The sequence below is a fragment of the Mycobacterium kyorinense genome (assembly GCF_002101735.1).
GTDB lineage: Bacteria > Actinomycetota > Actinomycetes > Mycobacteriales > Mycobacteriaceae > Mycobacterium > Mycobacterium kyorinense.
Map to the genome: position 1 here is coordinate 18,645 of NZ_LQPE01000150.1, position 19,114 is coordinate 37,758.

Here is a 19,114-nt window from a genome sequence, read left to right on the forward strand (position 1 = left end):
GATTAGCGTGGGCGGATATCCCTTTGGATATGCGGCCTCGATGTGCAGCTTGTATCCGTCGGCGGCGTAGCCGAAGCGATTGGGTTTCTCAAAGCCGTTGCGCTCCACCACGGTGAGCCCCCAGCTGCGCCATATGTCTCCGGTGCGGTTGATCAGTTCATCTGGATTGGTGCCGGGTGGGGCGTTGACGTGGGTCCAGTATTCGTACTCGGTGGGCGGTTTACCGGGCCCTGTGTAGTTGTCGTCGCACGGTACATTTGCCGCCGCCGCGAAAGTCGGTGCTGTCGAGAACCGTGCCGGCCGGTAAGCCGGCGACGGTTTTCTGCAGGTAATGCAATACGGTGTCTTGCGCTTCCTGCTGACTGCTCGGAATCTTCGGCGCCGATGGGGTCGGAATGGGCTCCATGGGTCCTCCTGGGATAGGTGTAGCACCGGCGGGGGTCGGCGGCCCGAGTGGCGCGGCTGGCTTGGTTGATGAGCACGCGACCATCAGCGCGACCACGACGGCGATCACTGAATAAAAACGAATTTTGATCATGATGGAGGAGTGACGTCTGTTCTGCCGGCAATTATGCGGCCCATGTTCATGAGCGCTGGGTTTCCGTCGGTCCAGTAACTGCTGTGGGCTGCTATTGAGGGTAAACCGAGGGGGCCGGCCGGTCCGGGTGCTGCCTGGAAAGGGACAGCACCAAATCCTGCTCCGGTCGGGTCGGGGCCAAGGGTGTAATCGGTTACCCAGTCGATGATGTCGTTTTGTGCTCGGGTTGCGTAGACGTGGGCGCCGGGGTCCAGGTTGAGGTCGCTGGCGTGCCCCGTGAGCATCCCCGGGCTGCCGACGGCGATTACGTTGTTCGCGTCGAGGTGGTGTCCTCCGAGTGCCGCTGCACCGAGTTCGGTGGAGCCGTAGCTGTGTCCGATGACCGTGTTAAGCGACGGTCCGCCTGCGAGCGCGTCGTTGTGAGAGGCTCGCAGTCCGGCTTGGAAATCGTCCAGCGCGGCGGCTCCGTTGTGCGCGTAACTGGTTGATGCGGCCTCGAGGACGTTCATTGGCCGGTCATAGCCCATCCATGTCGTCACGGAAACATCGCCCGCCTGAAGCGTACGATCGGCATTCCTTGTGGCCAATACATTTGTTCTGACTTAGCGGCGCTGGCATCGAAGCGGGTGAGGTCTTGGCCGGTGCCGGGCACGAAGGTGGCGTTGCGTTTGGCGGTATCTGGGTTGTTGATGGAGACCGCGGCGTGGCCTTTGTCGTCGATGATGCCGAGATACTTTGGTAGTTGGCCCGGGGCCACTTTATCCGGTGGTGGGCCGAGGTCGTTTTTCACCTGTGCGTAACCGTCGCGCGTGTGATTGGCGGCGTCCCACTGCTTTTTCCATTCGGAGTACTGCAAATAATCTAAACGCGCTATTCCCGGTGCCTTGCCGGCGGCCCAATCTGGATGCGCGGCGCGCAAGCGATCCAGCTCAGCCTGATTGGCTTTTTGTAGCTCGTCGAGATGCATCCGGTTGTAGTGATCGCGGTCGATGAACGGCATGCCGGCGTGGTTACCGATGAAGTGGTCTTGGGCGTAGAGCCGGTCTTTTTCTTCGCGGCTCAGCTTGTTCCAAAAATCGGTGAACTGCTTGGGGTCTTGCGGTACCGTCGTGCCCGGCCGGTCACCGGGCGGGGCGAGCGGCACCTGACGCCCGTTGGATGCTGGCCGCACAGTCAGTGGAGTTGCCGGCGGCTTGCCCAGCTTGGCTGCGCCGGCTTGCACGAGTTCAACGTTTTCGGCGTGCGTTTCTTTGACCAGGCCTTTGATGAAATAGTCTTTCTGTTCGGCGGTGGCTTGCGAATCGTTGGCGATCTGGTCGATCAGCTGTTGGGTCTTCTCAACGTTTTCGATGATCTGCTGCTTGGTGCTGGTCACCACGCCAGCCGAGTCGCGATACAGCTTGGCCGCCGCGGCTGAGCCGTTCACGTGGGCTTGCAGCGTGCTGATCTGCTGCTGGTGTTTGGCGTTCGCGGCGTTGGCGGCCTGACCCGACCACACCTCGTCCTCGAAGAGCCTGGTCCGTGCTTGCTGGAATACCCACAGCTGCTCGTCGACGGCCTTCCGGTCGGCGTCGAACGCGTCGGCGGTATCCAACAGGGTGGTTTCGTCGGCCTCGGGCCAGGCTTACGGCGCGGTCATTTCCGCGCCGTAAGGGCCACCGGGCCGGTCGATGCCCATTGACTAGCCTGACGCGGGGACGCCGGATATCTGCCGGTCAATCTCCTCGCCCAGCGGCTCATCGGTGCCGACATAGGCACGAGCGGCCGCGCCCAAAGCCTGTGCGTAGCTGCTCGCTTCGTCCTTGGCCGCCGGGCGATCCGCAACCAGCGGAGCGACCGTGTTAGTCACGTGGGCCGCGATGGCCGTCGACAGCGGATCGCCACCCGTCGGAGACACTGGCTGCGGAGCGTCGGGAATCGCGCTGGCTGCACTCAGCAACTCTTGCCCCACGCCGGAAAGAGCCCCAGTCTTGACGCGTAAGTCAAGCACCGCCACCAGCACCCCGCCTCGCAATATGTCGTGTGGCAAATATACCCAACCGTCAGCCACCTCCGAGACACCAATTGGCAGGCAAAACCGCAGGTGGGCCCTTACCTTTGACCTTTGTGTCTGGGGGCTTGGTTGATCTGAGGACAGGCAGGAATCGCCGCGGATCGCGCCGCCCGGTCAGCCGCGCCAGCTTGCGGCAATTTTCCAACTGCCGCTTGCCGGTCGCTGCTCAAGAGGTCATCAACCCGATGAGTATTTCGCAGCCATCAGAATTGAGCCTGGGGCCAAGTGGTCGCAGGTTCAAATCCTGTCAGCCCGACCAGCATTACCGAAGGTCAAGTCTCTTCGCGATTCCCACGACTGAGCCCCCAGGCGACGAGGACTACTGCCAGCGCCAATCCGCCATAGCCCAGCGCCGCAGGCCACCAGGCTCCGCTCGACGGATTGGGCTCCTCCAAAGCGGCCAGCGCCACCAGGTAGCTGCCATTGTCAGTCGGCCCAACTCCGGGCAGCGACTGAGTCTTGGTCACCTTGATCTGGGAGCTGCTGCCGGGATCGTTGATCTGACCCCAGGCCAGGGTCGAGTCGTCGAGCAGGAACGTGTCCCGGCCGCCCGCAGGTTGGCTGTCGTCGTGGCCCACCAGCTGCACTTGCCCGACGGACACGGCCTTGTCGTCGGCGGGAACCTCGGCCACGACGTCCTTGTACACCTCCGGAGCGGCCGGCGGGGTGTAGTCGGGCGGCGGCGGGCCGTCCCAACCCTCCGGCGGAATCCAGGCCCCGCCGCGGAAGCTGCCGGTCGCAACGTGACTGTCGCCGACCGCCGTGAACGGGAAAATGCCGGCGGCCGCCGCATCGAGCACAATCCGGCCACCGGCCGGAACATACGCCTCCCGGTAGGCGCCGTTGTAGAAGTAGCGGAAGGTCATCGCCTCGCTGAGCGGGTTGTACAGCATCGGCCGGTGGTAGGTGTCGTAGTCGATGTAGTCCCAATGTCGCGGGCGCGGCAGCGACTGGTTGTCGGCCTCGATGACGTCGACGTTGCCGTTGTGGGCGTCGACCACGGTCTGCACCTGGTGGTTGAAATCCACCACTTGCAGCATCTTGTCCATGCCCGGATTCACCCGCGTCGCCGGAGCCGCCTTGGCCGCCTCAACTGCCTGCGGTGGTGCATCCAGTCTCTTCGGCGGCGCCACCAGCGGGGCGCTGCGCGACGCACCCGGCGGCAGCGGGTTGATCTGCGGGCCGTGAACTGGGCTGGGCGGCGCGGGAACGACCTGAGTCATCCTCGGCGGCGGCGGTTGCGGCACAACAGGCACCGGCGGAGCCGGCGGAATCTGCACTGGCACGGCGCTCGACGGCGGCTGGGCCGGGCGCGGCGGCGGGCCTTCCTCGTAGCACGATCGTGTCGACCGAAGGTGATATTGGGCCACCCAGAACAGACATTCGTCGCAGAAGGTGGGGTTCGATCCGGCGCCGGTGCAAGGTGCTGCGTGTGCCACACCGGGTGTGATGGCGGCTACCGCCGGCAGCGGCGCAAGAGCTATCGCGGTTGCCGCCGCGATCCCGAGTGCTTTCATCTCCTTCAATCATGTCAGTCCGACGCCGACAGGGGCTACTGCTGACCCGTGATGCCTTGCAGATCGTCTCGGATGCCCCGCAGAACGCCTTCGATCCCTTCCAAGTCACCCTGGATGTTGGGCAGATCGGGCAGCGGAGTCTGGGATGCCTGCACGTCGTTCGTCGTCGATAGGTACTGCGGGCAGTACGAGACGATGGCGCCCGCCGTGACGTAGGCGCTTTGATTGGCGTCCCACACCGACGATTCCTGAACGAAATGCACGGCGTCCGCGAAATTCTGCTTCTGCGCCAGGAAGTCGCAGGCCGCATGCCCGTGGCTGGTCACATACTCGCGGCTGGGGATCGGCACCTGCTCCTGTCTGAGGGCGTCGATGAACGCCTTGTCGACCATGTCGAGCGGCGGAGGGTGAGCAGTCGGGGGAGCCGGGTTGGGTCGCGCTGCCGACGGCGGCGATTCGGCCGGCGGTGCTTCCGCCGGCGGCTGCGCCGCCGGTGGCGGGCTGTGGAACGTGTACATCGCCACCACCACTGCGACGACCGCGATCAGCGACAGCGGCAACGCCGCCAAGAGGCCGACCCGGAACCGCACACCCTTACGCCGGGACGGCCTGACGACAGACGCGCGAACCGTCTCGGCTTCGGGCACCTCGGGCAAATGTCCCAGCCGCTCGTCGAGAAGCGCGTCGAACTCACGCGCGGACGGCGCACCACCTTGGTTGCGCGCTGCCGCCAGGCGCCGCAACTCGGCGTCGATCGCGTCCCGATCGCGCATGATCTGAGCGTAAAGCAGCCTGACGCAGTTGACGGACGTCTTGCCAGATGGTTAGTGCGTCTTCTCCCAGCGCTGGCAGCTGTGCGTCAGAAACGCCGCGTCGCTCGGCTGAATCGCAACTTCCTGCGGACCGTTGCCGATGTTGTTGTCGATGATGTCGGTCGGATTAAGGCTGTGCAGCCTGGCCCAATAGCAATCCGATTCTCCGTCCGCGCTCCGACCGCCGGTGCGGTACGTGCCCAGCTCGATGTCGGTGCCGACCCGGTAGGTGCCATCGGTGTCCATGGTCGTTTTGGGCAGCGGAGTCGCGGGCGGCGGGACGGTTACCGTCACCGTCTTGGTGATTACCGGTTGCACCGTCGACGTCACCGTCGCCAGCGACCGGCTCGACCCCCCGCAACCCGCGAGCACCATCGCCGCTGCGGCGATGGCAGCTTTCTTCGCGTGCATTGAAGAAGAGTAAGCATTGGGCCTCCCATTTTCGCGGCGACTCGGCGTTACGGTGCTCGCATGAGGACACGCGGGTTGGATATCGCGGGCTCGCCGGCATTCACCGCGGCGGAGTCGGCCCGGTATCGCGCCGCGGGCTGGTGGATCGATTCGACGCTGTCCGACGCGGTCCGGCGCAACGCCGAACAATCACCCGGCCGTGTCGCCTACATCGACCACCCTGCAACATCTCTGACCTGGAGTGAATTCGACTCTGCGGCAACCACTTTAGCCGAACAGCTCGCCGGCGTCGGCGTTACGCGCGGCGATCGGGTCGCGGTGTGGCACGCTGACTCCGCCGCCATCCATGTATTGTACGTGGCCATCGAACGCTGCGGCGCTGTCGTGGTCGGTATCGGCGTGCGCGCCGGCGCCCGCGAAGTCGCAGCGATCCTGCGCAGCACGCAACCCAGGCTCCTGATTACCGATCGACAGCGCGGAACCGTGGCGGGTCGACCCACGCACGTCATGGATGAGACGCTGCGCCTGACCACCGACGCTTAGCCCTCGACGCTGACGCGCGAGTCCCAACTCGGGCCCGACGACGTTTTCCTGATCAACTCGACGTCGGGAACCACCGGATCGCCCAAATGTGTGGTGCACACCCAGAACCGTTGGCACTACTTCCATCAGCAGGCCGTCGCCAACGGGCGATTGACATCCGAGGACATCTTCCTGCCCGTCATCCCCACGCCGTTCGGCTTCGGGATCTGGACCAGCCACACGACGCCGATCCACCTGGGCGCCACCGCGGTCACCCTGCAACGGTTCACCACTACGGCGACATGCGAGGCCATCGCACGTCACAAAGTCACCGTATTGTGCTGTGTCAGCACACAATTGACGATGCTGATGGCCGACCCGGCCTGTCGCCGCTACGACTTGAGCTCACTGCGCGTCGTTTTCACGGGCGGCGAGGCGTTGCCGTATCGGCCGGCCGTCGAGTTCGAGGAACTCACGGGCGCGACGATTCTGCAGTTCTACGGCTCGAACGAGACCGGGCTGCTCAGTGTGACCACGACGGCTGACTCGCGGCACCGCCGACTCCGCACCGCCGGTCGCATCGTGCCGGAAATGTCGGTCCGGCTTTTCGACGGCGATCGCGACGTGACGGCGACGGGGCGCGGCCAGCCCGTGTGCCGCGGACCGGCCACCAGCCTCGGCTATCTCGACGGTGTTGACCACGACAAGCTGTTCACGCCTGACGGGTGGATGCGGATGGGCGACATCTGCGAGATCGACGCCGACGGGTATCTGCGCGTCACCGGCCGGACATCTGATTTCATCCTGCGCGGCGGTAAGAACATCAGCGCCAGCCAGGTCGAAGACGCCGTGATGACGCATCCCGCGATCGCGGTCGCCGCCGCGGTGGCGATGCCCGATCCGGTGTTCGGCGAAAAGGTCTGTGTCTACGCCGAACTCGCCAAACCTCGCACCCTTGAGTTGCCGCAGCTGGTCGAGCATCTGTTGGCGCTGGGGGTTTCCAAGGAACTGCTACCCGAACGGCTCGTCGTGGTCGACGAACTGCCCCGATCCTCCGGCGGAAAGATCGCCAAAGCCCTGCTCCGCGAGGACATTCGGGCCAGGATGGCAGCTGATCACGAACGGTCCTGACCGAAGTCGACGTCCTTCGTCACGGCTTCCCATTCGTCGATGGACGCCGCCATCGCCGCGATCTTGTCCCGTGCTGCCTTGAGCACGTCGCGGCCCAGCAAGAGCCGCAGCGGCGGCTCGTCGAGTTTGGTCACCATCAACACCGCTTCGGCCACCTTGCGCGGGTCGCCCGGCAGATGGTCGGCGAACTGCTTGATCAAGTCTTTGCGCGCGGCGACATCGGCGTAGTCCGCAATCGGAGTGCCGGACTCCTTCATCGACCTGGTGGCCCAATCGGTGCGAAACGCGCCCGGTTCGATGGCGGTGACCTTGATGCCCAGCGGCCGCACCTCGGCGGCCAGCGCTTCGGTCACGGCTTCCAGCGCGAACTTGGTCGACGAGTAGTAGGCGTTGGGCGGATTGGCCACCAATCCGGTCATCGACGAGATGTTGACGATGTGCCCGGACTTCCGGGCGCGCATCCCGGGCAGCACTGCCTTGATCATGTCGACGGCGCCGAAGTAGTTGATGTCGAACAGCTTTCGGACTTCGGCGTCTTCGCCTTCCTCCACCGCGGACAGGTAGCCGTGACCGGCGTTGTTGACCAGCACGTCGACTCCGCCGAATGCGTCCTCGGCCGCGGCCACGGCGGCGGCGATCTGGCCGGCGTCGGTCACGTCGAGCGCGGCGGCCACCGCCATCTCGCCGAACTCGTCGACGAGATCCTGTACCGCATCGGCCCGTCGCGCGGTCACCACGACTTGTTGGCCGTCCTGTAGTGCGGCGCGGGCAATTTCACGGCCGAACCCGGTCGAGCATCCGGTGATCAACCAGCGGGCCATGTCTAGGCCGTCCCTTCCGGCAGCCGCCGTAAGTACGCTCGTCGCCGTTCGGCGAGTTGGGCTTTCCGCTCATCCGCGCCGACCCGCGGCAACTGCGGCACGTCGGCGTCGAGCCGGTCCAGCTTGACGACACGCCCACGCGCGCCCAGCTCCGGACGCGGGCCCGCGTCACCGAATTCCGCCATCCGCAAGGTGAGGATGCCCTCGCGCAGACCGTCGGAGTCGATCCAATTGGCCACGCCCGGATCGACCGGGGAGATCACGTAGGTGTAGCTGCCGTCCTCGTTGGCAACCGACTGCGCTTTGTTGAGGCTGCCGGTGCGGTCGACGATGTCCAGTGTGGTGCCCCAGATGTTGCTCAGCGGCACCGTGAAGTATTCCGCGCCACCGTCATTGAGGTCGACCACGAACGCCTCATCCGGGGCGAGGTCGAAGCGGCCCATCACGTAAACCTGGTTGCGCATCGCGCCCACCTTGTCCGCCGACCACGCCAGGTCGAAATGGTTGGGCGGCATCTTGTAGACGCCGTGGCTGAGTTTGCCGGTGAAATCGGCGAAGTAGGCCATCATGTCGGCGGTCGCCTCGGCCTGCTCGTCGAGGGTGCGCGCCGCCCCCGCAACCGGCCCACCGAGCCGCTGCACCTCCAGGTGGTTGGGATCGTCGCGGCCCCAGCCCAGCAGCACGTCGCGGATGTAGAACTCGTGTGCCGCAGGCGAAGTCTGCACGTGGTTGGGCCGGCCGTTGGCGGGCTCGGCGTCGACGGTGATGGTGAAGCTGCCGTCGGAGTCGACCGCCATGGTGCGGCCGTTGAGCACGTCGACGGTGCCCATCTGCGCGTCCCACAGCGTGAAGTAGTTCTCGGTCATCCGGTTGTCGCCGACGCGGCCATGGATTTCATAGCGCTCGTCGCCGGAGATCGGGATCACCCGGTAGATGCTGTCGGGATTGTCGATGCCCCAACGAGATCCGGGAATGCGGCGGCCGTCCACCGGATGCGCGAGCCGGGTGATGCAGGTGACCTTGGGCCGCAGCTTGTCCTGGTTGGACGACCACATCGCCGCGGAGAACATCACTTCGGCGAACGCGTCGTCGAACCTCTCCCGCATGGCATCCGACGGCTTGGCCCGCTGCAGCCACTTGTCCGCGACGCTGCCGTACGCCGCTTTGACCGTCGGGTGCTCGATCAGCGCAAGCGCAGCCAACTCCTGTTCGTGCTGAGATGCCGTCGCCACAGGATGGTCTGCCATGAACTGCTCCTCAAAACCGTCAGAACTTCAGGTGGTGGCTGACGTCGCCGACCTGGTCGACGAACATCGTCCGGGTGTCGAACCACCAGGTGCCGTTCAGCCGGTGAAACGTGTCCTTGTAATGCCCGGTCACGATGACCTGCAACGGCAACTCCGGCGTGGCCTGGGTGACGCAGTAATAGGACGTGCTGCGCGCGGTGCCGGCGGCCTCGTCGATGTAGAGCTGCACGTTGGTGGTGTGGTGTCTGGTTTTCGGAGTGCCGTCGTCGTGGATGCGGGTGGCCATCTCATACATTCGACGGACCGCGGCAGACCCGGCGAACACCGTCTCGGGCGGGCCGTTCTCCACACCGCAGATACGGCCGTGCTCGAACAACCCGGCGACCGCGTCCAAGTTGCCGGCGTCCAGCAGTTCGGCATAGCGATAGATCAGATTGGTGATCTCCACTGCGCTGTCATTCACGCCGAATCACCTTGGCCGGACTCCGCTTTCCGTGAACTAGCCAGCTTGCGATCTTTCCACTTCAAGCCGTTAGTGTAATGCTCGTGACAACACCGTGGACACCGAGCCGGCTCGGCGACCTGACCGGCCGGCGCATCGTCGTGACCGGAGCGACGAACGGGGTGGGGCTGGGCACGGCGCGCGCGCTGACAAAGGCGGGCGCGCACGTGATCCTGGCGGTGCGCAACACCCGGCTCGGCGAGCAACGCGCGGCCGAGATGGGCGGCTCGACTTCGGTGGTCAAGCTCGATCTGGCCGACCTGTCGTCGGTGCGTGCTCTCCCCGGGCTGATCGACGGCGAGGTCGACATCCTGATCAACAACGCCGGCACACTGACGCAGCGCCGCACCGAGACCGTCGACGGTTTCGAGACGACGCTGGCCACCAACCTGCTCGGGCCGTTCGCATTGACCAACCTGCTGCTGCCCCGGGTGCGCTCGCAGATCATCAACGTCGGCTCGGACGCACACCGGTCGGCGACGCTGCGTCTCGACGACTTGCACCTGCGCCACCACACGTGGACGACGACGGGTGCCTACGCCGCCTCGAAGCTCACGGTGATGCTGTGGGGGCTGGAGCTGGACCGCAGGCTGCGGGCCGCCGGATCACCGGTCGTCACGCACCTCACCCACCCGGGTTGGGTGGCCTCGAACCTGTCGCACGTCGGCGACTCGCCGCTGCTGTCGCTGGCGCACAAGGCGGTCAGGTTCGTGGCCGGCCGGCTGGCCAACGACATCGACGCGGGAGCTGCGCCCACGCTGTACTGCATCAGCGAGCCGATACCGCCGGGCAGCTATGTCGGTGTCAGCGGCAGGCTCGGCCTGCGCGGCGGGCCGCTGCTCGCCGGCCGCTCGGCGGTCGCGTGCGACTACGACGCCGCCGCACAGGTGGTGGCTTTCGCCGAAAAGGAAACCGGCACAGAGCTTTCGGTGTAGCCGGTGACCGACAAAGATCGTGTTCGCTGGGACGAGATTTACACGGCCAGCGGGCCGCCGCAGGCGGATGCGGTGGGCCTGCCCTCGGTGTTCGCCGGCTTCGAGGATCTGTTCCCGACGGCCGGGCATGCCCTGGATCTGGCCTGCGGGCAGGGGCTTGCCGCCGTGTGGCTGGCCCGTCGCGGCATGGACGTCCGGGGATGCGACGTCTCGCAGGTGGCCATCGACCAGGCGCGGGACCTGGCCCGGCGATGCGGGGTGGGGGATCGCTGCCGGTTCGACGTCGTCGATCTTGATCACGGGCTGCCGGACGGTCCACCGGCGCACGTCGTCGTCTGCCACCGGTTCCGGGACCGTCGCCTCGACCGGGCGATCATCCGGCGGCTGGCGCCCGGCGGGCTGGTCGCGGTCAGCGCGCTCAGCGAGGTCGGTGCCCAGCCCGGACCGTTTCGCGCCGCCCCCGGCGAGCTGACCGCCGCGTTCGCCGAACTCGAGCCGATCGCAGCGGACGAGGCCGACGGAGTGGCCTGGGTACTGGCGAGGCGATAAGCGCATACTGAACGCCGTGGCCGGTCAGCTGCAGATGCGCGTGGAGAGTCTGCGCCGCTACCCGGTCAAGTCGATGCTCGGCGAGACGGTGACGACGCTGTTCGTCGACAAAGGCGGGGCCGCCGGTGACCGGCGGCTGGCGCTGGTGGACGCGACGACGGGGCGGGTGGCCAGCGCCAAGCAGCCACGGTTATGGCGTGAGCTGCTGCGCTTCTCCGCCGCCGCAGACAGCGGCCGGGTGCACATCCGCGTACCCGACGGAACCAGCGTGGCCGCCGACGACCCCGGCGTCGACAACCTGCTCTCGCGGCTTATCGGTCGGCCGGTCCACTTGGTGAGCAAACGACCCGACGGCGCCACGCTCGAACGGCCCGACCCCGAGCAGGTGCTGGAGTTCGGCGTGGACGCCGAGGTCGATACCCGCATCGTCGAGATCGCCATGGCGACGCCGGGTGACTCGTTCACCGATCTCGCGCCGCTGCATGCGATTACAACGGCCACCTGCGAGCGTATCGGCACCGAGGCGCTGCGGTATCGGCCGAACCTGGTGATCGAGACACCGCCCGGATATCCGCCCTACGCCGAAAACACTTGGGTCGGAAGGGAATTGACGGTGGGCGAGACCAGGCTGTACGTGCTGAAGCCCACGTCGCGGTGCGCGGTGCCCACGCTCGAGCACGGCACGCTGCCCCCGGCCCCGCATGCGCTGCGCACGCCGGTGGCCGAAAACCGGGTGGAATCGTTGCCGTGCGCCGGCGTCTACCTGGAGGTGCTCACCGAGGGCACCATCCGCATCGGCGACCCGGTCAGCATTGGCCCCTGAGGAACGGTCCCGCGGGAGTGGCGTAGCGTCGGGTTATGCGCCCTCGCGGCACCCCGGTACGCGTGACCCTTTCGTTGCAGCTCGGCCACGACATCGACGGGGCATGGTGGCCGCGCACACCAGGCATTGCGCGAGAGCTGCCCGAACTCATCGCGCTGCTGGGCACCCGCCTGGGCGACATCATCGGCATCAACGTCAACTGGCCGACATCACAGGGTCCACCCAAGCTGGACTCCTATGGCTGGGAAGCAAAGCGGCAGCACGTCATGACGATCACCGGCACTGCCGGCAGTGCGACGCTGCTGATCGTGCCGTGCCGAACCGACACCGCACTGGCGGTGCTGGTGCTGCGCCGCGCCGCCGGACTACCCATCGATCCGCTCCACCTCGACACCCCGGCATGCCGAACCGCGGATGGTGTGCTGCGGGCAGCGCGGGCGCAAACCACATGCGCTGCGTCCACCCAGCTGTAGACCAGGTTCAGTCCACGCCCGTCGGTGCATCCGATGCCTTGACCAGCCGCACCTGCGGCCGGTCGGGCACCGCGTCGGCCAAAAACCAGCGGAACGCGAGGTTGCCGCGCGGATAGTCCAGTGTGGTAAGCGAATTCGGGTGCGCGGTGATGCCGCGGGAGACGACGATCGTCACCGAACCGTCGGCGTTGGGCACTGCGGCATGGCCGTTGATCGAGCTGCGCGCGTCGGTGACGCAGTGCGTGGCCATGAACTGGTTCCACACCACGAGATTCCAGAACCGGCAGGCGGGCGGCCGATGGGTGATAACCAGGGCCTCGCCGTCGGCGAGATCGAAACTGCCGTAGGCGTAACAGGCATCGCGCGCTGACCAGCCGAAGTTCGCGTCGGGCACCTGATAGGGTTCAGCGAATTGGTTTGCGCTGTAATCGGTTTCGTGTCCCATGGTGTGCGCGTCGTCGCTGCGCGCGCCGACGGCAAGCGGCACGATCGCGAACATCGTGCGCAGCCACGCCGCGCTGGCCCGCAGTGCGGCAGCGGTTTCGGCGTCGCCGTGGCGGATCGGGTCGGGTTCGTCGAGCGACTCGATGCGCCAGCTCACCGGGCGGCCGGTCAGCGGGTCGCCCTGGTAGTCGCGGGTCATCAGCACCGCGGCGTCGGGTTCCGGCCCGAATTCGAAGGAGAAGTTACCGTCCGCGTCGACGTCGAGATCGTCGTCGCGCACGATCGCCACGATCCGGTCCGACCACGCTCCGGGCGATGGTTCGTTGTATGCGGTCAGCGAAAAGTAGACGCTGTCGCCCTTGTTGCCGCTGATCCGATAGCGCCGTTTCGGGTCGATCGGGCAGATGCAGTAATAGGCGTCGGTGTTGTCGCCGCCCCAGCGCCGGTCCCGCCGAAACGGCGTGTTGACCTCGACGAAAATCGGCCGGCTGGGTTCGGCGAACAAATAGGTGTCGAACGCCACCCCCAACGTGGTCGCGAGCATGCGGTAGCCGTCGGCGATGTGCCGGTCGTCGGTGACCGCGCGGTCGCCTTCGAGAAACGAGCGATCCAGGCCGCCCAGGGTGTCCAGCAGCTCGCGCCAGGCAGCCTTCGATTGGTGGGTCATGCGCTGATTCCTCTCGTGATCAGGGCGGCGGTGCGCTCGATCCAGGTGTCGTCGAGCTGGTCTGCGCGGGTGAGCAGCGCCAGGAATGTGGTGCCGGCGACGGCTTCGACCACCTCGGCGGCGGTCACGTCGGGTCGCGCTTCGCCGCGTGCGACGGCGTCGGCGAGGCGCTGCGAGAGGCCGCGGGACAGGATGTCGCCGAACCGCTCCAGCAGCGCCGAGTGCAACGTGAGGTCGGCGGCCATCTCGGCGACCAGGCCGGGTAACGCCGCGCGGGCGGCCGGAGTGGTCAATACGGCCGCGGTGCGGCGCACCATCTCCCGCACGTCGCCGGCCAGCGACCCGGTGTCGGGCAGCGCCGTGGCGTCGCCGAGCGGGAACACCGCCTCATGCACCAGATGCGCCTTGCCCGGCCAGCGCCGGTAGATCGCCGGCTTGCTGGTGTTGGCCCGGCGCGCGATCGCGTCCACCGACAGATCGGCGTAGCCGGTCTCGGCGAGCAGCTCGACGGTTGCGCGCAGCACCGCGCCGTCGATGCGTTTGTCGCGGGGTCGGCCAATTTCCGTCGTCATTACGAAACTCATAGTAACATAAGTCGCCGTGACCGATGCCACAACCGTCTACCTGGACGATCTCGCCGAGCCCCGCTTCAGCCCGGAGATCCAGCAGATCCGCGACCTGATGGCAGCGATGGCGCCCGAGAGCCCGCTGGACGCCGACGCGCTGCACGCCAAAGCGGCCGCGGAAACCGGACTCGACGACTTCGGGCCCCACGACTACCGGGAACGCCTCGACGTCTATCTCGCGGCGCTACACGACGTCAGCGGGTTGCACGGGCCGGGAATCGTCAACTTTCACGCGCAGCTGCTGCAGTGGCTCAAGAACCGGCTGCTGCTGACCGACCTGCTCAAGCGGCACCCGGAGATCCGCGACATCGAGTTGCTGCCGCCGGTCGTCATCGCGGGCCTGCCGCGCACCGGCACCACCCACCTGCACAACCTGCTCGCGGCGGCGCCGACGTTCCGTACCCTTCCGTACTGGGAGAGCGTCGAACCGTTTCCGCTGCCCGGCGAGGCGGGGGTCGAGCCGGATCCGCGGCGCACCCGGATGGACGCGGCCGTCGAATTCATGAACGCCGTCATGCCGCACTTTCGGCTCATGCACGAGATGACGACCGACCATGTCCACGAGGAGATCCAGCTGCTGGCCAACGCCTTCTCCTCGATGCTGTTCGAGACCCTGGCGGACGTGCCGCGGTGGCGCGACTACTACCTGGCCCACGACCAGACGCCGGCCTACGAATATCTCGCGTTGCAGCTCAAGGCGCTGCAGTTCCTGCGCGGTGGGCGCCGCTGGCTGCTCAAGTCGCCGTCACATCTCGAGCAGCTGCCGGTATTGGATGCGGTGTTTCCCGGCGTGGTGGTGGTTTTCACCCACCGAGATCCGGTGCCGGTCGCGCTGTCGATGATCACGATGATCACCTACACCGCGCGGATGCACCGCTGGCCGGTGCCGATCACCGAGATCGCCGCGTCGTGGATCGACCGGCTGGATTTGATGCTGGCCGCGCTGGTGCGCGACCGGGACGTCATCGGTCCGGGCCGCTCGGTCGACATCCGCTTCGACGACTTCATGGCCGACGAGCTCCGTGTCGCAGAACGGGTCTATCAGCTTGCCGGCGAGACGCTCACGGCCGAGGCGCGCGCTGCGATGGCTTCATATCTGGCCGGCCATCAGCGCGGCCGGCTCGGCCAGGTCGCGACGTCAGCCGAAATGTTCGGGCTCGACGAGCACGACCTGGCCGTGCGCTTCGGTTCCTACGTTGAGCGTTTCTTGCGGTGACTTACAGCTCCGGAGCGGCCTCATCGGCCGCGGGTACCGGCTCCGGCTCGGGTTCGGGCGCAGGCGCCTCGGCCTCGACGACCTCCTCGGGAGCGGGAGCGGGCGGGGCCTCCTCGGGAGCCACCGCGCCGACCAGAACGGCCTCGTCCGGCGGGGGCGGTGCGTCCTCGAGCGCTTCCGGGTCCACCGGCAGGTACATGTGATGGGTGAACTGGGGCTGATACGCGCCGCCGCCACCGATTCTGACGCCGCCGCCTTCGCCGCTGGACACCGGAGTGCCGTCCGGCAGCGTCACGGCGGTGTGGCCACCGTTCCAGCCGATCACCAAGGCGCCGGGCGCAGTGCCGTAGCGGAACCCGCGAGCCAGCAGGGCGGACTCTTCGTTTCCGGTGTTGAACCTATTGCCGAATACCGGGCGATCCGTCGCTGCATTGGACACCCAGGACGCCAGGCCCGAACAGTCCGTCCCCGCAGGGGAATCCCCGCCGGTGACATACGGCGTGCCTGACACCTGTTGAATAAGTGTCATCAACGTTGCTAAAACAAACATGCGGCGGGACATTAACAACGCCGCAGATAGCCGCCAAAAATTGTGGCGGCCACCACGTTTAATGCGCGCCAATGACCTACACTACATATACCGTCTCAAAAACCTAGGTAAATACGGTTTTTCAGACTGATATTCCATGTACGTGTAATACAAACGTACGCTTGCCGTTTCGTTTTCGCGATGGAGAAGTAATGCAGATCACCTTATTTCGTGCCGGAGATTAGTCCGCGGACGGCAATTGCGGTGGGGTATCGGCGGTTCGAAGTTGGGCCCTTGCATCGGTTCCCACACGCTCAGCCTTGATGTTGCGCGGGCCGTTGTCCACCACGGCCGATCCGGGTGGCTGGCCGGCCTCGTGGATGACCACCCTGCGAGTGCGCTTGAGCGAGAAGGTGATCTCCTCGAACTCCTCGAGCACCTGACGGGCGGTGCGAAGCGGCCGGGTTGTGGTGTCGATCGCCCGGGTCACGATCGTCGGCACCAGCGGGCCGAGCCACCGGGCAGCGGCCTTGGTGACTCCAGGGATGAGGGGAACCGGTGATGCGGCCGGCGCGGGTGCCGGCAGATTCGCTGTCTGCGAGTCGGTTTCGTCGCCTGGCGGCAATTCCGGAGTGGGTGCGGGTGCTTCGAGAGCTTCGATCGCCAGTCGCGCCTGTGCGAGTTGCTGCTCGGCCCACAGGGTTTCGGCAGCCGCCCGCACCTCGGCACGCTTGACCGCGATCGCGGTGTCGGCCGCCACCTCGGCGCGGTCACGCTCCACGCGAGCGGCCGCGTGGCGATCGTGGCTCGTCTCGCCAGGCCACATCCGAAGGATCAGCGGCAACAGATTCAGCAGCACGAAGAACCCGGCGGTGATCACCCGCAACAGCAGTGCGGCGGGGTTGGCCGCGCAGAGTTCTCCTAACGCCAGCCAGCGTGCACCGAACCCGCGATCGGCGTCGGCGCTTGCCGCCTGGCGAGCCTGCGCGAATTGGGCTGCGCTATCGGCGATTTGAGTATCCAGCGGCCCGGCCTGCTGCTGGCGCGCGGCGACGGCGTTGTCCAGCTCCTGCTGCGCGTCGGCGAGAAGCTCGTTGGCGGTGCGGGTTTCGGGGCCGACGCCGGGCACACCGGTGATGTGGGTCTGCGGGCAAGCCGGGGTCGGGTGATACTCGCAGCGGGCGACCACAAGCGCTTCGTCGCGCCGTGTGCGCGCTTCGGCCACGGCCTGGTCGAGCCCGCTGCGGACGTCACGAAGCCGGTGAAGCTCGGCCGCCGACTGCGCCACCGCGGGGGCGGACTCGGCGTGACGGGCGGCCTGTTCGTCCAGACGCCGGTCGATCGCGCCGGCGAACATGACGAGAGCGGCCAGTTCGCCCACGACGACGCCGACCGCTACCGCCACCGCTGCGCGTCCGATCAGGCCACCGCGCGACGGGCCGCTCGCGACCGCGCGGCTGACGGCGCCGACGAGCAGCCCGAACACCAGCGTCAGCGGCAGCACGGCCGGGACCGGCCAACGGGTCGATCCTGCGACCGCGAGCGTGGCGACCAGCCAGGTCAGCGCGGCGTTGAGCAACACCACCACGCCGGCCACCGCGTGGGCAGATCGTTCGTGCCGTTCGCCGAGCTCATTCCACTGGCCACCGCCGAGCCAAGTCAGCACGGCGGCCAGATGCGGTTCGGATGTCTTGCGGGCGCACATGATGTCTCAGGGTTCCAGGCTGCGGCCGGACACGCCGAATTGAAGCGCCGGGCTGTGATGTGGTTCACACTGGTTTAGCCGCTCATCCGGGGTGGTAGTTATGCGCTGACATAAGCGCGGGCAAAGGAGCACGTTGTGACGGTACGACGGCTGGTTCTGGCAATTGGGGCGGTAGTTCTGGTCGTCGGCATCATCGGGCTGCTGGTGCCGGTGTCGGTGTCCGACCAGAACGGCGGCAACATCGGCTGCGGGAACGCGCTGATCAGCGACACCAAGAGCGCCGAATCCGCGAACAACAAGTCGGTGGCGAGCATCCCGATCCTCAACCAGGTCGTGCCGCACACCGACTATGTGGCCGAATGCCAGTCGGCGCTTTCCAGCCGTCGGTCATGGACCATCCCGGTGGCGGTGATCGGCGCGATCGCCGTCGCCGCCGCATTCTTTGTGCGCGGAGGCCGCTCAGCTGATTCGTTGTAGGCCGTTGCGGCGCAACGACTTCAGGCCACTCGTTTGATCACGCGGGCAGTGGCCTTCTCCAGCACGTGCTGACGGCCCAACGGCGTGCGTTCGCGCTCGGCGCGGCGCAAAGCCGGAGCGATCGTGATGCCCTGCTCGTAGGCCGTCACGACCCGCGGATCCACGTACGAACTGCGGGCAACCGCCGGCGTGTTGCCCAATTCCTCGGCAACCGAACGCATCACGGCAGCCTCCTCGCGACGGCGCGCGGTCTTCGACGTCGGCTCCCGCGCGTTTGCGAACGCCTCGGCCGCCAACACGGTGCCGTGCCACGTTCGCAGGTCTTTGACGCTGAATTCGTCGCCGACCAACTCGCGGAACCGTGTGTTGAGGTCGTCGGCGTGCACCTCACTCCAGCCGTCGGACGTGCGGTAGACCAGCAGACGGGGAATGTCGGTGTCGGCGCGCAGCAACGACCGTACCGCCCGGATCACCAATGGATCCTCCAGCGAAACCGTCCGTCGCACACCGCTTTTGGCCGGGTAGTCGAATTCCACGCAGTCGCGGTGCACCCGCACATGGTCACGCAGCAGCGTCGCCAGTCCGAAGCTGCCGTTCTCCTGGGCGTATTCTTCCCCGCCGGCACGGAAGTAGCCGCGATCGATCAGGTGCTGGGCGACTGCGAGGACACGGTCGCGTTGCAACCCACGGCCCCGCAGATCGGCGAGGACCCGCGTGCGCCAGTCGGGCAGCCGTTTCGCCAGGCTCAGCGCCCGCTCGTATTTCTCTTCGGCCCGCTCAGCCCGCCACTGCTCGTGGTAGAGGTACTGGCGCCGGCCGGCGGCGTCCGTGCCGACCGCCTGGATGTGACCGTTGGGATGCGCGCAGATCCACACGTTCTTCCAGGCCGGCGGTATCACCAGCGCCTGGATCCGGGCCAGCGCCTCGGGGTCGTCGACCGGCTCGCGCTGTTCGTCGATGTAGGCAAAGCCGCGACCGCGGCGGACCCGGCGGTAGCCAGGCCCGCCCACAGTGCTTTTGCGCAGTCTCATGTCGGCACCGGTTTACCCGCGCCGAAGTCGGATAACACCAGGCTCAAGCCGACACAGCGGGATCAGCCGTCGGCTCAGAACAGGA

General features: G+C 66.6%; 21 protein-coding genes and 1 pseudogene. 7 read left to right on the forward strand and 15 right to left on the reverse strand.

Going from position 1 to position 19,114, the window contains the following annotated elements; genetic code table 11:
- Window positions 1-220 precede the first annotated feature (220 nt).
- The 7 genes from AWC14_RS20615 to AWC14_RS20645 form a co-directional block, all read right to left on the reverse strand.
- Window positions 221-538 (reverse strand): hypothetical protein, encoded by a 318-nt coding sequence (locus tag AWC14_RS20615; RefSeq protein ID WP_085241425.1) that lies wholly within the window; start codon window positions 536-538, stop codon window positions 221-223.
- A complete protein-coding gene (locus AWC14_RS29775; RefSeq protein WP_235215903.1) occupies window positions 535-1,047 on the reverse strand; it encodes an alpha/beta hydrolase in 513 nt (170 codons plus the stop codon). The genes AWC14_RS20615 and AWC14_RS29775 overlap by 4 nt, the downstream gene beginning before the upstream one ends.
- A 26-nt stretch (window positions 1,048-1,073) precedes the next feature.
- Window positions 1,074-2,036 (reverse strand): hypothetical protein, encoded by a 963-nt coding sequence (locus tag AWC14_RS29780; RefSeq protein ID WP_057003242.1) that lies wholly within the window; start codon window positions 2,034-2,036, stop codon window positions 1,074-1,076.
- Window positions 2,037-2,219: 183 nt separating this feature from the next.
- The gene (locus tag AWC14_RS20630; protein ID WP_211282308.1) at window positions 2,220-2,534 is read right to left on the reverse strand and encodes a PE domain-containing protein; all 315 of its coding nucleotides are present in this window, start codon (window positions 2,532-2,534) and stop codon (window positions 2,220-2,222) included.
- Window positions 2,535-2,863: 329 nt separating this feature from the next.
- Entirely contained in the window at window positions 2,864-4,108 is a 1,245-nt protein-coding gene (locus AWC14_RS20635; protein WP_045378784.1) for a hypothetical protein, read from the reverse strand.
- A gap of 35 nt (window positions 4,109-4,143) precedes the next feature.
- Complete coding sequence (locus AWC14_RS20640; protein WP_045378787.1) at window positions 4,144-4,881, reverse strand: DUF732 domain-containing protein; 738 nt, start codon at window positions 4,879-4,881, stop codon at window positions 4,144-4,146.
- A 51-nt stretch (window positions 4,882-4,932) separates the two neighbouring features.
- Window positions 4,933-5,331, reverse strand: a complete 399-nt coding sequence (locus AWC14_RS20645; RefSeq protein ID WP_045378790.1) for an Rv1352/Rv1906c domain-containing protein — start codon at window positions 5,329-5,331, stop codon at window positions 4,933-4,935.
- Between the two features lie 60 nt (window positions 5,332-5,391).
- Between AWC14_RS20645 and AWC14_RS20650 the strand changes: the two are divergent.
- A pseudogene (locus AWC14_RS20650) lies at window positions 5,392-6,984 on the forward strand (class I adenylate-forming enzyme family protein).
- On the opposite strand, the gene AWC14_RS20655 reads toward AWC14_RS20650, so the two are convergent.
- From AWC14_RS20655 to AWC14_RS20665, 3 genes are read right to left on the reverse strand one after another with little or no spacing between them, the layout of a single operon-like run.
- Entirely contained in the window at window positions 6,969-7,805 is an 837-nt protein-coding gene (locus AWC14_RS20655) for an oxidoreductase (protein ID WP_045378794.1), read from the reverse strand. The pseudogene AWC14_RS20650 and the gene AWC14_RS20655 sit on opposite strands and share 16 nt — an antisense overlap.
- 2 nt (window positions 7,806-7,807) lie before the next feature.
- On the reverse strand, window positions 7,808-9,052 hold the full coding sequence (locus AWC14_RS20660; protein WP_045378797.1) for a DUF1214 domain-containing protein: 1,245 nt from the start codon (window positions 9,050-9,052) through the stop codon (window positions 7,808-7,810).
- Window positions 9,053-9,071: 19 nt separating this feature from the next.
- Window positions 9,072-9,515: a nuclear transport factor 2 family protein gene (locus AWC14_RS20665; RefSeq protein WP_045378800.1), complete on the reverse strand. Its 444-nt coding sequence runs from the start codon at window positions 9,513-9,515 to the stop codon at window positions 9,072-9,074.
- Between the two features lie 83 nt (window positions 9,516-9,598).
- Between AWC14_RS20665 and AWC14_RS20670 the strand changes: the two genes are divergently transcribed.
- From AWC14_RS20670 to AWC14_RS20685, 4 genes are read left to right on the forward strand one after another with little or no spacing between them, the layout of a single operon-like run.
- Window positions 9,599-10,489 carry an SDR family NAD(P)-dependent oxidoreductase gene (locus AWC14_RS20670; protein WP_045378854.1) on the forward strand — a complete coding sequence of 297 codons (891 nt, stop codon included), beginning with the start codon at window positions 9,599-9,601 and terminating at the stop codon, window positions 10,487-10,489.
- Between the two features lie 3 nt (window positions 10,490-10,492).
- Complete coding sequence (locus tag AWC14_RS20675; RefSeq protein WP_045378803.1) at window positions 10,493-11,038, forward strand: class I SAM-dependent methyltransferase; 546 nt, start codon at window positions 10,493-10,495, stop codon at window positions 11,036-11,038.
- Window positions 11,039-11,072: 34 nt separating this feature from the next.
- Window positions 11,073-11,861 carry an MOSC domain-containing protein gene (locus AWC14_RS20680; RefSeq protein WP_045378857.1) on the forward strand — a complete coding sequence of 263 codons (789 nt, stop codon included), beginning with the start codon at window positions 11,073-11,075 and terminating at the stop codon, window positions 11,859-11,861.
- 35 nt (window positions 11,862-11,896) lie between these two features.
- Window positions 11,897-12,334: a DUF5994 family protein gene (locus AWC14_RS20685; RefSeq protein ID WP_045378805.1), complete on the forward strand. Its 438-nt coding sequence runs from the start codon at window positions 11,897-11,899 to the stop codon at window positions 12,332-12,334.
- Window positions 12,335-12,341: 7 nt separating this feature from the next.
- Here AWC14_RS20685 and AWC14_RS20690 read toward each other — a convergent pair whose 3' ends face one another.
- Both AWC14_RS20690 and AWC14_RS20695 read right to left on the reverse strand, forming a co-directional pair.
- Window positions 12,342-13,445 (reverse strand): DUF1214 domain-containing protein, encoded by a 1,104-nt coding sequence (locus AWC14_RS20690; RefSeq protein ID WP_045378808.1) that lies wholly within the window; start codon window positions 13,443-13,445, stop codon window positions 12,342-12,344.
- The gene (locus tag AWC14_RS20695; protein WP_045378811.1) at window positions 13,442-14,017 is read right to left on the reverse strand and encodes a TetR/AcrR family transcriptional regulator; all 576 of its coding nucleotides are present in this window, start codon (window positions 14,015-14,017) and stop codon (window positions 13,442-13,444) included. The genes AWC14_RS20690 and AWC14_RS20695 overlap by 4 nt, the downstream gene beginning before the upstream one ends.
- 28 nt (window positions 14,018-14,045) lie before the next feature.
- Between AWC14_RS20695 and AWC14_RS20700 the strand changes: the two genes are divergently transcribed.
- Window positions 14,046-15,287 carry a sulfotransferase family protein gene (locus AWC14_RS20700; RefSeq protein ID WP_045378814.1) on the forward strand — a complete coding sequence of 414 codons (1,242 nt, stop codon included), beginning with the start codon at window positions 14,046-14,048 and terminating at the stop codon, window positions 15,285-15,287.
- A gap of 1 nt (window position 15,288) precedes the next feature.
- On the opposite strand, the gene AWC14_RS20705 is transcribed toward AWC14_RS20700, so the two are convergent.
- Together AWC14_RS20705 and AWC14_RS20710 are read right to left on the reverse strand one after the other, a co-directional pair.
- Window positions 15,289-15,849, reverse strand: a complete 561-nt coding sequence (locus AWC14_RS20705; protein ID WP_428838991.1) for a peptidoglycan endopeptidase — start codon at window positions 15,847-15,849, stop codon at window positions 15,289-15,291.
- 208 nt (window positions 15,850-16,057) lie between these two features.
- On the reverse strand, window positions 16,058-17,521 hold the full coding sequence (locus tag AWC14_RS20710; RefSeq protein ID WP_045378819.1) for a DUF4407 domain-containing protein: 1,464 nt from the start codon (window positions 17,519-17,521) through the stop codon (window positions 16,058-16,060).
- Window positions 17,522-17,656: 135 nt separating this feature from the next.
- Between AWC14_RS20710 and AWC14_RS20715 the strand changes: the two genes are divergently transcribed.
- On the forward strand, window positions 17,657-17,998 hold the full coding sequence (locus AWC14_RS20715; RefSeq protein ID WP_045378822.1) for a hypothetical protein: 342 nt from the start codon (window positions 17,657-17,659) through the stop codon (window positions 17,996-17,998).
- Window positions 17,999-18,018: 20 nt separating this feature from the next.
- Here AWC14_RS20715 and AWC14_RS20720 read toward each other — a convergent pair whose 3' ends face one another.
- Complete coding sequence (locus AWC14_RS20720) at window positions 18,019-19,029, reverse strand: DNA topoisomerase IB (RefSeq protein WP_045378825.1); 1,011 nt, start codon at window positions 19,027-19,029, stop codon at window positions 18,019-18,021.
- Window positions 19,030-19,114: the final 85 nt, after the last annotated feature.